This is a genomic window from Chloroflexota bacterium (assembly GCA_014360805.1).
Classification (GTDB): Bacteria; Chloroflexota; Anaerolineae; order DTLA01; family DTLA01; genus DTLA01.
The window spans coordinates 1-13,253 of record JACIWU010000081.1 but is presented as its reverse complement, the minus strand read 5'-3'; the positions used below and the strand labels follow the sequence as shown (position 1 = coordinate 13,253).

12 protein-coding genes are annotated in these 13,253 nt (G+C 65.6%); 9 read left to right on the top strand and 3 right to left on the bottom strand.

Annotated features, from left to right (window positions below):
* Window positions 1-203 (top strand): DUF4276 family protein (locus H5T65_11895; protein ID MBC7259937.1); only part of this gene is annotated, 203 nt, incomplete at its 5' end.
* Window positions 204-207: 4 nt separating this feature from the next.
* On the opposite strand, the gene H5T65_11890 is transcribed toward H5T65_11895, so the two are convergent.
* From H5T65_11890 to clpB, 3 genes are all read right to left on the bottom strand, one after another.
* Complete coding sequence (locus H5T65_11890) at window positions 208-567, bottom strand: hypothetical protein (GenBank protein MBC7259936.1); 360 nt, start codon at window positions 565-567, stop codon at window positions 208-210.
* Between the two features lie 66 nt (window positions 568-633).
* Window positions 634-3,102, bottom strand: coding sequence for an endopeptidase La (gene lon, locus H5T65_11885; protein MBC7259935.1), 2,469 nt, complete (start codon window positions 3,100-3,102; stop codon window positions 634-636).
* Between the two features lie 15 nt (window positions 3,103-3,117).
* Window positions 3,118-5,733: an ATP-dependent chaperone ClpB gene (gene clpB / locus H5T65_11880; GenBank protein MBC7259934.1), complete on the bottom strand. Its 2,616-nt coding sequence runs from the start codon at window positions 5,731-5,733 to the stop codon at window positions 3,118-3,120.
* A gap of 725 nt (window positions 5,734-6,458) precedes the next feature.
* Between clpB and H5T65_11875 the strand changes: the two genes are divergently transcribed.
* The 8 genes from H5T65_11875 to H5T65_11840 all read left to right on the top strand — a co-directional run bounded on the left by H5T65_11875 (window position 6,459) and on the right by H5T65_11840 (window position 12,932).
* On the top strand, window positions 6,459-6,902 hold the full coding sequence (locus H5T65_11875) for a MarR family transcriptional regulator (GenBank protein MBC7259933.1): 444 nt from the start codon (window positions 6,459-6,461) through the stop codon (window positions 6,900-6,902).
* Between the two features lie 14 nt (window positions 6,903-6,916).
* On the top strand, window positions 6,917-7,714 hold the full coding sequence (locus H5T65_11870) for an ATP-binding cassette domain-containing protein (protein ID MBC7259932.1): 798 nt from the start codon (window positions 6,917-6,919) through the stop codon (window positions 7,712-7,714).
* Window positions 7,620-8,519, top strand: coding sequence for an ABC transporter permease (locus H5T65_11865; GenBank protein ID MBC7259931.1), 900 nt, complete (start codon window positions 7,620-7,622; stop codon window positions 8,517-8,519). Before H5T65_11870 ends, H5T65_11865 begins: the two co-directional genes overlap by 95 nt.
* A 512-nt stretch (window positions 8,520-9,031) precedes the next feature.
* Window positions 9,032-9,268, top strand: a complete 237-nt coding sequence (locus H5T65_11860; protein ID MBC7259930.1) for a hypothetical protein — start codon at window positions 9,032-9,034, stop codon at window positions 9,266-9,268.
* Between the two features lie 195 nt (window positions 9,269-9,463).
* Complete coding sequence (locus H5T65_11855) at window positions 9,464-10,387, top strand: ABC transporter ATP-binding protein (GenBank protein ID MBC7259929.1); 924 nt, start codon at window positions 9,464-9,466, stop codon at window positions 10,385-10,387.
* Window position 10,388: 1 nt separating this feature from the next.
* Window positions 10,389-11,264, top strand: a complete 876-nt coding sequence (locus H5T65_11850; GenBank protein ID MBC7259928.1) for an ABC transporter permease subunit — start codon at window positions 10,389-10,391, stop codon at window positions 11,262-11,264.
* Between the two features lie 36 nt (window positions 11,265-11,300).
* Entirely contained in the window at window positions 11,301-12,164 is an 864-nt protein-coding gene (locus tag H5T65_11845) for an ABC transporter permease subunit (protein MBC7259927.1), read from the top strand.
* A 72-nt stretch (window positions 12,165-12,236) separates the two neighbouring features.
* Window positions 12,237-12,932, top strand: coding sequence for an isoprenylcysteine carboxylmethyltransferase family protein (locus H5T65_11840; GenBank protein ID MBC7259926.1), 696 nt, complete (start codon window positions 12,237-12,239; stop codon window positions 12,930-12,932).
* The last annotated feature ends 321 nt before the right edge of the window (window positions 12,933-13,253 follow it).

Sequence of the window (13,253 nt, the reverse complement as noted above, 5' to 3'; positions counted from 1 at the left end):
CTCGCTATCGCAACCCTGACAGCATCCAGGGCGGCACCTGGGAAGCCTTGGAGCGAGAATTGCAGCGAGCTGGCTACCACCGCGGCGGTCTGGACAAGATTGGCGCTGCCCGGAGTATATCTGCACATATGCGTCCGGAACGTAACAAATCCAGGAGTTTTCGAGTATTCTGCGACGGTCTTCGCGCCATGGTGGGCGGATAGGCTTTCAGAAGGCCCCCCCCAGCGCCGCTGCCACCGCCTGCACCACATCCCCAACCCGAAATGGCCGCACCAGCGTCCGGAAGGCGATGCGGCGCGCATCCGCGTAGCGCTCGCCCCCGTAGGCGCTCACCAGTAGGATCAGTTGGCGGCCGTCCAGCGCCCGGGCCACCCGCAGCGCCTGCTCCGGCGACAGGCCCGCATCATGCCCCAAGTCCAGCACGATGACACGGGCCTTCACCTCGCCCGTAAGCAGGCTCCGCAGCGCTTCGGTCGCCGTGGGCCACGCGCAAACGCGCAGGCCCCGCTCCTCCAGTTCCGCCACGATCAGGGAGCGGGGCCTCATGTCGTCCATCACAATCGCCACGTCGCACACGCCGCACCTGTCATCTTCTCGGTGCGCCGGGCAGCGCCGGCGACGCCTGCGGTCGCGTCAGATCGCCTCGGGCACAACCTCGGGCTCGGCTTCTGGCTCGGCCTCCGGCTGCTCCTTTGGCGGGCGCAGGGCCGCCTTCAGCAGTTCGTCCACCCGCTCCACCAGAACGAACTCCAACTCCTTGCGGACGTCTTCCGGAATGTCGTCCAGGTCGGCCTCGTTGCGCTTGGGCAGGATGACCACCTTCAGCCCGGCGCGGTGGGCCGCCAGCACCTTCTGCTTCACGCCGCCGATGGGCAATACCTGACCGCGTAGCGTGATCTCGCCCGTCATGCCCACGTCGGCGCGCACGGGCCGATTGGTGAGCAGGCTCGTGATGGCCGTGATCATCGCCACGCCTGCGCTCGGCCCATCCTTCGGCACCGCTCCAGCCGGCACGTGGATATGCAGGTTGCTCTTCTCAAACAGCGAAGAGTCAATCCCCAGTTCGTGGGCCTTCGCCTGCACGTAACTGTAGGCGATCTGCGCCGACTCCTTCATCACGTCGCCCAACTGGCCGGTCAGCGTCAGGCCGCCTTTGCCGGGCATCTTCGTGGCCTCAATGAACAGCACATCGCCGCCCACGGGCGTCCACGCCAGGCCCGTCGCCACGCCGGGGATTTCGGTGCGCTCGGCCGCATCCGAGAAGTACTTGGGCTTGCCCAGGTACTCGCGCACGCGCTCCGGCGTGATCTCAATCCCGTCGGTGATCTTGCCGCCGGCCACTTCCACCGCCACCTTGCGGCACACGCTGCCGATCTCGCGCTCCAGATTGCGCACGCCAGCCTCCCGCGTGTAGTCGCGGATGATGGTCTTGATGGCCTCCTCGGTGAACCGCACTTCGCCTTCGCGCAGGCCGTTCACTTTCTGCTGGCGCGGGATCAGGAACTGCTCGGCGATGCGCACCTTCTCGTACTCGGTGTAGCCGTCCAGCCGGATGATCTCCATGCGGTCGCGCAGCGGCTCCGGAATCGGATCCAGCAGGTTGGCCGTCGTGATGAAGATGACATCGCTCAGGTCAAAATCCACGTCCAGGTAATGATCGCGGAACGCATGGTTCTGCTGCGGGTCCAGCACCTCCAGCAGCGCGCTGGACGGGTCGCCCCGCCAGTCCATGCCGATCTTGTCCACCTCGTCCAGCATGAAGACCGGGTTGCGCGTGCCGGCGCGCTTGATGGCCTGGATGATACGGCCCGGCATGGCGCCAATGTAGGTGCGACGGTGCCCGCGAATCTCGGCCTCGTCGCGCATCCCGCCCAGGCTCATGCGGGTGAACTGCCGCCCCAGCGCGCGGGCGATGGACCGGCCCAGGCTCGTCTTGCCGACGCCAGGCGGCCCCACGAAGCACAGGATGGCGCCCATCGCCTCCGACGCGTCGGCCTTCTCGGCCTCGTCGGGGACAACCCCGCGCTCGGCTACGAGTTTGCGCACCGCCAGGTACTCCAGAATGCGATCCTTGACCTCCTGCAAGTCGTAGTGGTCCTCATCCAGCACGCGGCGCGCGTTCTCTATGTCCAGGTTGTCCTCGCTCAACTTGGACCAGGGCAGTTCCACCAGCCAGTCCAGATACGTCTTGATGACCGAGTATTCCGCGGCCTGAGGCGGCATCTTCTCCAGGCGCTTGAGTTCGCGCATGGCCTCCTTGTACGCTTCTTCGGGAAGGCCCGCCGCCTCAATCTTCTTGCGGTACTCCTCGGCCTCGGCCACCGCCTCATCGGTCTCGCCCAGTTCGCGGCGGATCGCCTCCAGTTGCTGGCGCAGGAAATACTCGCGCTGCTGCTTGGTCATCTCCTCCTGCGCGTCCTCGGTGATCTTCTGGCCCAGCGACAGCAGTTCCCTCTCGCGCGTGAGATGCGAGATGAGCCGCCGCATCTTGTCGTTCAGGCGGTCCAGTTCCAACAACTGCTGCATGTCCTTCATGTCCATGCGCGTGTTGGCCGCGATCATGTAGGTCAGATGGCGCGGGTTCTCCAGTTGCTCCAGGAACAGCGCCACTTCCTTGGGCAGGTTGGGCATCAGGTTGATGACCTCCCGCGCCACCTGCAACAGCGTGCGGCGCAGCGCCTCGGTTTCCACCGATTCGGGCTCCACGATGTCCGGCGCCACCGACACCCGCGCCTTCAGGTACGGGCTGGTCGCCGTCCACACGTCAATCCTGATGCGCTCAAGGCCCTGGACGATGACCTGCAGGTCGCCGTCATCGCCGCGGATGACCCGATGGATGTACGCCACCGTGCCGACCTCGTAAATCTGGCCCGGCAGCGGCTCCTCTATCTCCGGCTCCTTCATCGCCATGAGGCCGATGAGGTGATTGCCCGCCAGCGCGTCCTCCACAAGCCGCACCGACCGCGGTATCCCCACCGCCAGCGGGATCATCGCAAACGGAAGCGCCACCGTATTCCGCAGCGGCAGAATCGGCAGTTCCTCCGGTATCTTCGCCAACAGGCCCTGAGCCTGATCCTCCAAACCCTTCAGCGTTGCCAACATATCCCTCTCCTTTGCTTATACTTGCTCCCTAACTTCGCTTGCCTCCGGGGCCACAACCGTGAACACGAGTTCGCCCCCGTCGGCATCCACCACCACGTGATCCCCGTCGCGCACCTCGCCCAGGAGTATCTTGGTGGCCAGCGGATCCTGGATTCGCCGCTGCAACACCCGCTTCAGCGGGCGAGCGCCGTACACCGGATCGTATCCCTCTTCCATAATCCGCTCTTTGGCCGAATCTGTCAACTCCAGGGTGATCTTGCGCCCGCTCAACAGACGGCGCAGGTTGCGCAACTGAATCTCAATGATCTGCTTCATGTGCTCGCGGGTCAGCGCATGGAAGATCACGATTTCGTCCACGCGGTTCAGGAATTCGGGCCGGAAGTGCGCGTTCATGGCCTCCATGACCTTGCGCCGCATGGCCTGCTCGTCGCCGACCAGGTCGCGAATGTACTGGCTTCCGATGTTGCTGGTCATGATGATGACGGTGTTCTTGAAATCCACGGTGCGCCCGTGCCCATCCGTCAGCCGCCCATCGTCCAGCACCTGGAGCAGGACGTTGAAGACCTCCGGGTGCGCCTTCTCAATCTCGTCAAACAGCACGACGCTATAGGGACGGCGGCGCACCGCTTCGGTCAACTGGCCGCCCTCCTCGTAGCCCACGTACCCAGGCGGGGCGCCGATGAGACGGGCAACCGTGTGCCGCTCCTGGTATTCGCTCATGTCAATGCGCACCATGTTGCGCTCGTCGTCAAACAGGAACTCGGCCAACGCGCGGGCCAGTTCGGTCTTGCCCACGCCCGTCGGCCCCAGGAAGATGAACGATCCGATGGGGCGATTCGGGTCTTGCAGGCCGGCGCGCGCCCGCCGCACCGCCGCCGAGACCGCGCGAATGGCCTCGTCCTGGCCCACCACCCGCTCATGGAGCCGCTCCTCCATGTGGATCAACTTCTCCACCTCGCCTTCCAGCAACTTGGCTACCGGTATGCCGGTCCACTGGCTCACGACCCGCGCCACATCCTCGGCGTCCACCTCTTCCTTGAGCAACGCGCCGCCAACCTGCAACTCGCGCAGGCGAGCCTCAGCCTCGGCCAGTTGCCGGTTGAGTTCGTTGAGTCGGCCATAGCGGAGTTCCGCCGCCTTCTGCAAGTCGTAGTTGCGCTCGGCCTGCTCAATCTCCACCTGCACCTTGTCTATCTCGCTCTTGATCTGGCGGACGCGGGAGATGGCCTCTTTCTCGGCGTTCCAGCGCACGGTCAACTGCGCGCTCTTCTCGCGCAGGTCGGCCAGTTCTTTCTCCAGGGCCTCCAGACGCTCGCGGCTGGCCGCATCTTTCTCCTTCTTCAGCGCTTCGCGCTCAATCTCCAGTTGCATGATGGCGCGGTCTATGGCGTCAATCTCCTGCGGCTTGGAGTCAATCTCGGTGCGCAGGCGGCTGGCCGCCTCGTCTATCAGGTCAATGGCCTTGTCGGGCAGGTAGCGGTCCGAAATGTAACGGTGCGACAGGGTGGCCGCCGCGATCACGGCGCTGTCGGTGATGCGCACGCCGTGATGCACCTCGTAGCGCGCCTTCAAGCCGCGCAGGATGGAGATGGTCTCCTCCACGCTCGGCTCGTCCACGAAGACGGGCTGGAATCGGCGCTCCAACGCCGCATCCTTCTCAATGTGCTTGCGGTATTCGTCCAGCGTCGTCGCGCCGATGGCGTGCAGTTCGCCACGGGCCAACATGGGCTTCAGCATGTTGCTGGCGTCCATGGCGCCCTCGGCAGCGCCCGCCCCCACCAGCGTGTGCATCTCGTCAATGAACAGGATGATCTGCCCCTCCGCCGTCTGAATCTCTTTGAGCACGGCCTTGAGCCGCTCCTCAAACTCGCCGCGATATTTCGCCCCCGCGACCAACGCGCCCAAATCCAGCGCGATGACGCGCTTGTCCTTGAGCGTGGCCGGCACGTCGCCGCGCACAATGCGCTGCGCCAGGCCCTCCACGATGGCCGTCTTGCCGACGCCCGGCTCGCCGATGAGCACGGGGTTGTTCTTGGTGCGGCGGCTGAGAATCTGAATCACGCGGCGAATCTCCTCGTCGCGGCCGATGACGGGGTCCAACTTGCCCTTGCGGGCCTCGTCCGTCAGGTCGCGGCCGTACTTCGCCAGCGCCTCGTATTGTGCCTCCGGGTTGGGGCTGGTAACGCGCTGGGAGCCGCGAATGCCCGCCAGCGCCTGCATGATGGCTCCGTAGTCCACGCCGTGCCTCGCCAGCAAGTCGCGGATAGGCCCGGCCTGCGGTTGGGCCATGGCCATCAGCAAGTGCTCGGTGGACGTGTACTCGTCGCGCATGTTCTCGGCGATCTTCTCGGCCTCCTCCAGGATGCCGGCCAGGACCCGCGACATGCCCACCTGCGTCGCGCCGCCGTAGGCCCGGGGCTTACGGGCCAACTCCTGCTCCACGCTCTGCGCCAGCAACGCGCGATCCACCCCGATTTTGTCCAGCACAGACGGAACCACGCCGCCCTCCTGCTCCACAAGGGCTTTGAGCAGGTGTTCGGCGTCAATCTGGGAATGATTGTATTCTTGCGCCAGGTTCTGGGCTTCCAGAACGGCTTCTTGCGCCTTCTGCGTAAAGCGATCAAACCGCATACTTCTCCCTCCATAAATCCGATATGAGTCCAGGCAGGCGCATACGCTTGCATGCGCCTCTGCTGCTAATATACGCACCAAACGTAAGAAAAGGGTTAGAGCAGCGTATGCGTAGAGTAAGAGACGCGCGTCCCCGATCTTCGCGCCTTTCGCGCCCTTTCGTGCCCTTCGCGATCCGAACGCACCCCCAGCGCGGGGGTTCAGCCCCGCGCGTGCAGGTTCGCCCGACGCTGAAGCATCGGGCCGAAAGCGCAAAGCCCTGCGGGCTGTCCCCAGCCCCGAAAGGGGCTTCGTTCGTTCAGCGCGGGGGTTCAGCCCCGCGTGTGCAGGTTCGCCCGACGCTGAAGCATCGGGCTGAAAGCGCAAAGCCCTGCGGGCTATCACCAGCCCCGAAAGGGGCTTCGTTCGTTCAGCGCGGGGGTTCAGCCTCGCGTGTGTGGGTTCGCCCGACGCTGAAGCATCGGGCCGAAAGCGCAAAGCCCTGCAGGCTGTCCCCAGCCCCGAAAGGGGCTTCGTTCGTTCAGCGCGGGGGTTCAGCCCCGCGCGTGTGGGCATCCGCGCGTCCCCGATTTTCGCGCCTTTCGCGCCCTTTCGTGCCCTTCGCGATCCGAACGCACCCCCAGCGCCGGGGTTCAGCCCCGCACGTGTGGACATCCACGCCCATTTGACATCTCCCCCGACGCCGTATATAATTAGACTATCTAACAATAAGAAAGGTGAACAAAATGACGCCTTCGCCCGAGGAGTGCGCTCGCGAAGTGCTGGACGTCGTTCCCCTTGTCATGCGCGCCATCCGCGCCGAGATGCGCAGCCATCGCACGCCCGACCTGTCGGTGCCCCAGTTCCGCGCGCTCCTGTTCCTCAGGCGCACACCCGGCGCCTCCCTGTCGCAGGTGGCCGACCACCTGGGGCTGACCCCGCCGTCGGCCTCCAAACTGGTGGATGGCCTCGTCGCGCGGGGGTTGCTGGCCCGTCAGGATAGCCAGACCGACCGTCGGCGCGTCGTGCTCACGGTTACCCCGGCGGGCGAGGCCATCTTGGACTCGGCGCTGGAAAGCACGCAGGCCCACCTGGCCGAGACGCTGGCGCGGCTGGACGGCGACAGCCGGGCCGCCGTGATATCCGCGATGCGGGCTTTGCGCACCCTGTTTCGGGCCGGCGGGCGCTGATCGGAGGCGACCCCATGGCGATCATTGAGACCCAATCGTTGACACGCCGGTTTGGAACGCTCACCGCCGTGGACGCGCTGAACCTGTCCATTGAGCCAGGCGAGATGTTCGGCCTTCTGGGGCCCAACGGCGCGGGCAAAACCACCACCATCAAGATGCTCACGACCCTGCTGCCCCCCACATCGGGCGGGGCGCGCGTGGCCGGCTACGACATCATTCGCCAGCCCGCCGACGTCCGCCGCGCCATCGGCTATGTCCCCCAGATGGTCTCCGCCGATGGCACCCTGACCGGCTACGAGAACCTGCTCATCTTCGCCAGGCTGTATGACATCCCCCACGCCGAGCAGAAGAAGCGGGTGCGTGCCGCCCTGGATTTCGTCGGCCTCGGCGACAGCGCCGACAAACTGGTGCGCGCCTACTCCGGCGGCATGATCCGCCGACTGGAAATCGCCCAGTCGCTCCTGCATCACCCCAAGGTGCTGTTCCTGGACGAGCCGACGGTGGGCCTGGACCCGAACGCCCGCCGCGCCATTTGGGACCACCTGGAGAAACTGCGCCGCGAATTCGGCACCACGATCCTGCTCACAACGCACCTGATGGAGGAGGCCGACCGTCTCTGCGACCGTGTGGCCATCATGCACCTGGGCCGCGTCGTCGCCATCGGCACGCCCGCCGAACTCAAGGCCTCTATCGGCGGCAACGGCGCTACCCTGGACGATGTCTTCGTGCACTACGCCGGCAGCACCCTGGATTCGGGAGGAACCTACCGTGAGACTGTCCGAGAGAGGCGCACTGCACGCCGGCTTGGCTGATCACCTTCAAGCCCGCCGCTACCCGCTGGCTGCCTTGGGCCGATTCGTGTACAAGGTGCTGGTCATCGCCGAACTGGATGCCCGCAAACTCCGCCACGACCCGACGGAGTTGTTCACGCGTGCGGTCCAGCCCACCCTCTGGCTCCTGGTGTTCGGCCAGGTCTTCACGCGGGTGCGGGCCATCCCCACGGGCGACATCCGCTACCTGGACTTCATGGCGCCGGGCATCCTGGCCCAGAGCGTGTTGTTCATCTCCATCTTCTACGGCATCTCGGTCATCTGGGAGCGAGATTTGGGCATCCTGCACAAGTTCCTGGTCAGCCCCACGCCGCGGACGGCGCTGGTGCTGGGCAAGGCGCTGTCGGCAGGCGTGCGCGGGCTGGTGCAGGGCCTGTTCATCTACCTGCTGGCGCTCATCCTGGGCGTCCGCGTCAACTGGCACCCGCTGGCGCTGGCGGGCGTGCTCCTGACCGTGATGCTGGGCGCGGCCATCTTCTCCACCTTCTCGCTCATCATCGCCTGCCTGGTGAAGACCCGCGAGCGCTTCATGGGCATCGGCCAGGTGCTCACCATGCCCTTGTTCTTCGCCAGCAACGCCATCTACCCCATCGCCATCATGCCCGGCTGGCTTCAGGTCATCTCCCGCGTCAATCCCCTGTCGTACCAGGTAGACGCCCTTCGCGCGCTGATGCTCGCGGGGGGTGTCAGCGGGTTCGGCCTGGGCGTGGACTTTCTGGTGCTGTTCGCGGTGGTGGCGGCGCTGGTGGGAATCGGCGCGCGCCTGTACCCGACGATTGTTACGTGAGGCGTTGGCCGTTGGCCTTCGGCAGGGGCAACGCATGCGTTGCCCCTGCACGCGAACCCGCCCCCGGCGGCGAGAACCCCCGCGCCGACGACGCAGAGCCCCACGGCGCCGGACCCCAGGAGTCTCCCACGCCAGCCCGCAGGGCTTCGCCCCTTCAGCCCGATGCTTCAGCGTCGGGCGAACATGCGACCAAACCCTTCATCCTCTGCGGGCTCTGCGCCCTCCGCGGTGAAACTTGGCGTCCGCCCGCGTGACTAAACCCCCGCGCCGACGACGCAGAGCCCCACGGCGCCGGACCCCAGGAGTCTCCCACGCCAGCCCGCAGGGCTTCGCCCTTTCAACCCGATGCTTCCGCGTCGGGCAGCCATGCGACCAAATGCCACATCCTCGGATCCCATATTTTCGCTCCCGCGCAAATCGTATATAATGCGCCCGTGTCCGCGCGACGCGAAACGTTATGTTAAGGTTGAGCCCTGCACAGGGAAAAGCCCCCACCTCGGCATGAAGCAGAGATGACGCAAGAGCAGATCAACTTTCTCATGGACTTGGTGCTGTACGCGGACAGGCGCGACCTCCACCTCGTGGCCGTCCACCTGGCGCGCGACTGGCTCGGCGAGGCCCGCTTTGAGCCTGCCCCGGACGAGTTGGTGTGGCTCTGGGCGCTGGCGAACGGCAATGACCTGCTTCCCACCGATGTAGTAGAAGTCGCCCGCGAGTTCATGTTCTGGGACGTGTTCCGTTGCAACTAGCCCATCTCTTGTTTCCACAATGGGGTCAGCGCCGCGGTTTGCGCCCCTGACTGTTTTGGATATGATATTCAAGTGTCGGCGCTTTGCGGGCGATGTCTCGCCGGATGGTCCACATGGCTGGAGCAGACCGCATGGCGTGCGCCGCTGTACATCCGTCGCGCGCTTCGGCGCACATCGCATCCTGAGGAGGGGCGTATGGAAAACCAACCCGCAATCGCAATCCACGGGCTTACCAAGTCTTACGGCAAAGTGCGCGCCCTTCGCGGCATAGACCTGGAGGTGCAACAGGGCGAAATCTTCGGCTTCCTGGGCCCCAACGGCGCGGGCAAGACTACCACCATCCGTTGCGCCCTGGACCTGATCCGCCCCGACGGCGGCAGCATCCGCGTGCTGGGCATCAACCCCCAGGTCGATCCCGTGGCCGTCAAGGCCCGCACGGGCTATCTCCCCGGCGAGTTGCAACTGGACGACAACCTCACCGGCGAGGCCCAACTGCGCTTCCTGAACGAACTGCGCGGCCGCAAGGCCGACTGGACCTACGTCCGCGAACTCGCCGAGCGCCTGGACCTGGACCTGAAGCGCCCCATCCGCAATCTGTCCAAGGGCAACAAGATCAAGGTGGGCGTGATCCAGGCCCTCATGCACCGGCCCGAACTCCTGATGCTGGACGAGCCGACCTTCGGCCTGGACCCGCTGATGCAGCAGGAGGTGCTCCGCCTGCTGGTGGAGGCCAAGCGCAACGGCGCGACCGTCTTCTTCTCGTCGCACATCCTGAGCGAGGTGCAGGCCGTGGCCGAGCGCGTGGGCATCATCCGCCGCGGCAAGATCGTGGAGGTGGCGGGCGTCCAGTCGCTCATCCACCGCTCCATGCGCCGCGTGCGCATCCAGTTCCGCCACGACGTGGACCCCGCGCCGCTGTTGCAGGTGCCCGGCGTGGCCCTGCTCAAGCGCGACGACGGCCGAGCCGTAACGCTCCAGGTAGAGGGCGAGATGGACGGCCTGCTCAAGGCGGTGGCGGCCTTCCCGGTGGTAGACTTTGAGACCGAGCGCCCGTCGCTGGAGGAGATCTTCCTGGCCTACTACGAGGACGAGCGCAACAGCCACAAGACGGAGGAATAACATGTGGGCGACCTTCCGGCACGAGTTGGCTCACATGCGGGGGCGAATCCTGGGCTGGGGCCTCGGGCTTGGGCTGCTGGGGGCCTACTTCTCGTCGGTCTTCAGTTCCTTTGAGGCGCAGATGGCGCAGTTGCGGCAGGCCATGGAGTACTTCCCGCAGGAACTGTTCACCTTCTTCGGCCTTGACATCGCCTCGCTGACGCCCTACAGGTTTCTGGACGTCAAATTTTTCTCGCTGATGCCGGCCATCCTGGGTGTCTTCGCCGTGGGCGCGGGCACCGCCATGCTGGCGCGCGACGAGGAGAAGGGGCTGCTGGACCTGATCCTGGCGCACCCCGTGAGCCGCAAGGCCCTGTTCTTCGGAAAGGCACTGGCGGCTCTCGTGGCCATGGTCCTCATCGTCGCCCTCATGTGGGCGGGCCTGGTAGTCGGCATGGACCGCACATCGCTCCAGGTAACGCCGACGCAGATGATCGGCCCTATGGTGTCGGTGCTGGCAGCGGTGGTGCTGTGGTGGTCGCTGGGGCTGCTCCTGAGCATGCTGCTCCCATCGCGGCGCATGGCCTCGTCGGCCGTGGCGTTCCTCATTGTGGCAAGTTTCTTCGTCAAGGGCATGGCCGAGTTGGCCCCAGACCTGAAGGGCATCGCCAAACTGTCGCCGTTCACGTACTATCAGGGCGGCCAGGCGGCCTTCAGCCTGAACGTTGGCTGGATTGTGGGGCTGGTCGTGCCTGCGGCGGCATTCGTATTGCTGGCGTGGTGGCGGTTTGAGCGCCGCGACATCCGCGTGGCCGGCGAGGGTGGCTGGGGTATGGCCCTGCCCGCGCGGATGCGCCCCGCACGCAGGCGGCCCGCCGAAGCGCGGCATGCCGTGTAGAAGGCGCTGCACCGCGGAGACAAGGAGGGCTGGACGATGTTGACCCTGTTCAAGCATACGGTGGCGCGGTCCAAGGGGGCCATCCTGGGCTGGGGCCTTTCGCTGGGCCTGCTCAGCATGTGGCTCACGTCGTTCTACGACACGCTGGCCGAGCAGAAAGAAATGCTGGAGAAACTGTTTGCAGCCTATCCGAAGGAGATTTGGGCTTTCTTCGGCGGCTCGTCAGACTTCTTCTCGCCCGAAGCGTTCATCAACATGGAACTCTACTCCTACATGCCGCTGGTGCTGGGCATCTATGCCGTGCTGGCGGGCAGCGCCCTCCTGGCGGGCGACGAGGAGAAGGGATTTCTGGATTTGCTGATGGGGCATCCCATCGGACGGACAGGCCTGTTCTTCGGGCGAGTCCTCGGGTTCGTGGTCGTCCTGCTGGGGATTGTAACGCTCATGTGGCTGGGCACGATGATCGGGGCGCAGTGGTCTACGTACATGAACATCGGCTGGGGCGAGATGTGGCTCCCCAATCTGTCGCTGCTGGCGATGCTGCTCCTGTTCGGCGGCCTGGCGCTGTTCCTCAGCATGGTGCTGCCCTCGCAGCGGCTGGCGGCTTCGGTGGCCGGCGGGCTGTTGGCCGCCAGTTTCCTCATCAACGGCATGGCCGAGTTGAGTCCCGATGTAGCGAAAGTTGCGAAATACCTCCCGATGAAGTACTACCAGGGCGGCCTCGCGGCCAGAGGCATGAACTGGGAGTGGTTCGCCTGGCTGATGGGCGTGGGGGTTGCGTTTGTGCTCCTGGCCTGGTGGCGATTCCTGCGGCGCGACATCCGCGTCGGCGGCGAGGGCGGGTGGAAGGTGCAGGGCCTGCGTCTCCGGCGTCGTCGCGTCATCGCGAACGTGGAGTAGGGAGACTCACCACCGAGAACGCAGAGACCGCAGAGATGACGCGAACAGATTCTTTGCGTACATAAAGGGGACATGAGCGAGAGGTCACAGCGAAACGGCAAGTTCTGGGCTTCGCTGGCGAAGGCGTTCGTCGCCGTCGCCCTGTTCGCGGTCGTCCTGTTTCTGTCCGCGGGAACGCTCCGCTGGCCGATGGGCTGGGCCTACATCGGCACCGCGGCGGCCAACACGCTCATCGTCGTCCCGCGCATGGACCCCGCGCTGCTCCGCCAGCGCACGACGGTGGAGCAGGCCGGAGCCAAACGGTGGGACATCCCACTGGCGTTGATTGTGGGGCGACTCGGCCCGATGGCCATGTTCCTCGTAGCGGGGCTGGACAGGCGCTTCGGTTGGTCGGCTCCGATGTCGCCGGCACTCATCGTCGCGGGCTTCGTTCTCCTGGGGATCGGCTACGCCCTGTCCGACTGGGCGGTCATCGCCAACCGCTTTTTCGCGCCGGTTGTGCGTGTGAACGCGGCGAACGGCCACACGGTGGTTACCGGCGGACCGTACCGCCTCGTGCGGCATCCGGGCTACATGGGCGCGGCGCTGACGTATTGGGGCACGCCGCTGGTGCTGGGCTCATGGTGGGCGTTCATCCCCGCCGCGCTCACGAATTTGATCGTCGTGATTCGCACGGCGCTGGAGGACCGAACGCTCCAAGAGGAACTCCCCGGCTACGCCGAATATGCCGCCCGAGTCCGCTGGCGGCTCGTACCGGGGGTGTGGTAGTCGCGCCGCACGTATCGCGCAGGGGCGGCAGGCTGTGCCCCCGTCGCCAGCGGCGAGGGGGAACAGACACGTAGGGCGGCTTTCCATAGCCGCCGAAGGCAGAGGGCAGGTATGGAAATCTGCCCTACGCTCGCTGATAGCCCGCAGGGCTTCGCCCCTTCAGCCCGATGCTTCAGCGTCGGGCGGGCGGAGCACAACGTGCGACGCACCTCGGAGGTGCGTTGCACGTGTTTCATGCGAGCGGAGAGGGGGATTTGAGGGGGTGAGATCAGTGGGCGCACGGCCGCGCGCCCGCCTCTTCGACGCGGGCGGGGATGTAGA

What these genes read in the sequence shown, in the direction of transcription:
- lon (MBC7259935.1), bottom strand. Translation starts at nt 3,102, where the DNA reads ATGTTGGCAACGCTGAAGGGTTTGGAGGATCAGGCTCAGGGCCTGTTG.
- clpB (MBC7259934.1), bottom strand. Translation starts at nt 5,733, where the DNA reads ATGCGGTTTGATCGCTTTACGCAGAAGGCGCAAGAAGCCGTTCTGGAA.
- H5T65_11875 (MBC7259933.1), top strand. Translation starts at nt 6,459, where the DNA reads ATGACGCCTTCGCCCGAGGAGTGCGCTCGCGAAGTGCTGGACGTCGTT.
- H5T65_11870 (MBC7259932.1), top strand. Translation starts at nt 6,917, where the DNA reads ATGGCGATCATTGAGACCCAATCGTTGACACGCCGGTTTGGAACGCTC.
- H5T65_11865 (MBC7259931.1), top strand. Translation starts at nt 7,620, where the DNA reads ATGTCTTCGTGCACTACGCCGGCAGCACCCTGGATTCGGGAGGAACCT.
- H5T65_11860 (MBC7259930.1), top strand. Translation starts at nt 9,032, where the DNA reads ATGACGCAAGAGCAGATCAACTTTCTCATGGACTTGGTGCTGTACGCG.
- H5T65_11855 (MBC7259929.1), top strand. Translation starts at nt 9,464, where the DNA reads ATGGAAAACCAACCCGCAATCGCAATCCACGGGCTTACCAAGTCTTAC.
- H5T65_11850 (MBC7259928.1), top strand. Translation starts at nt 10,389, where the DNA reads ATGTGGGCGACCTTCCGGCACGAGTTGGCTCACATGCGGGGGCGAATC.
- H5T65_11845 (MBC7259927.1), top strand. Translation starts at nt 11,301, where the DNA reads ATGTTGACCCTGTTCAAGCATACGGTGGCGCGGTCCAAGGGGGCCATC.
- H5T65_11840 (MBC7259926.1), top strand. Translation starts at nt 12,237, where the DNA reads ATGAGCGAGAGGTCACAGCGAAACGGCAAGTTCTGGGCTTCGCTGGCG.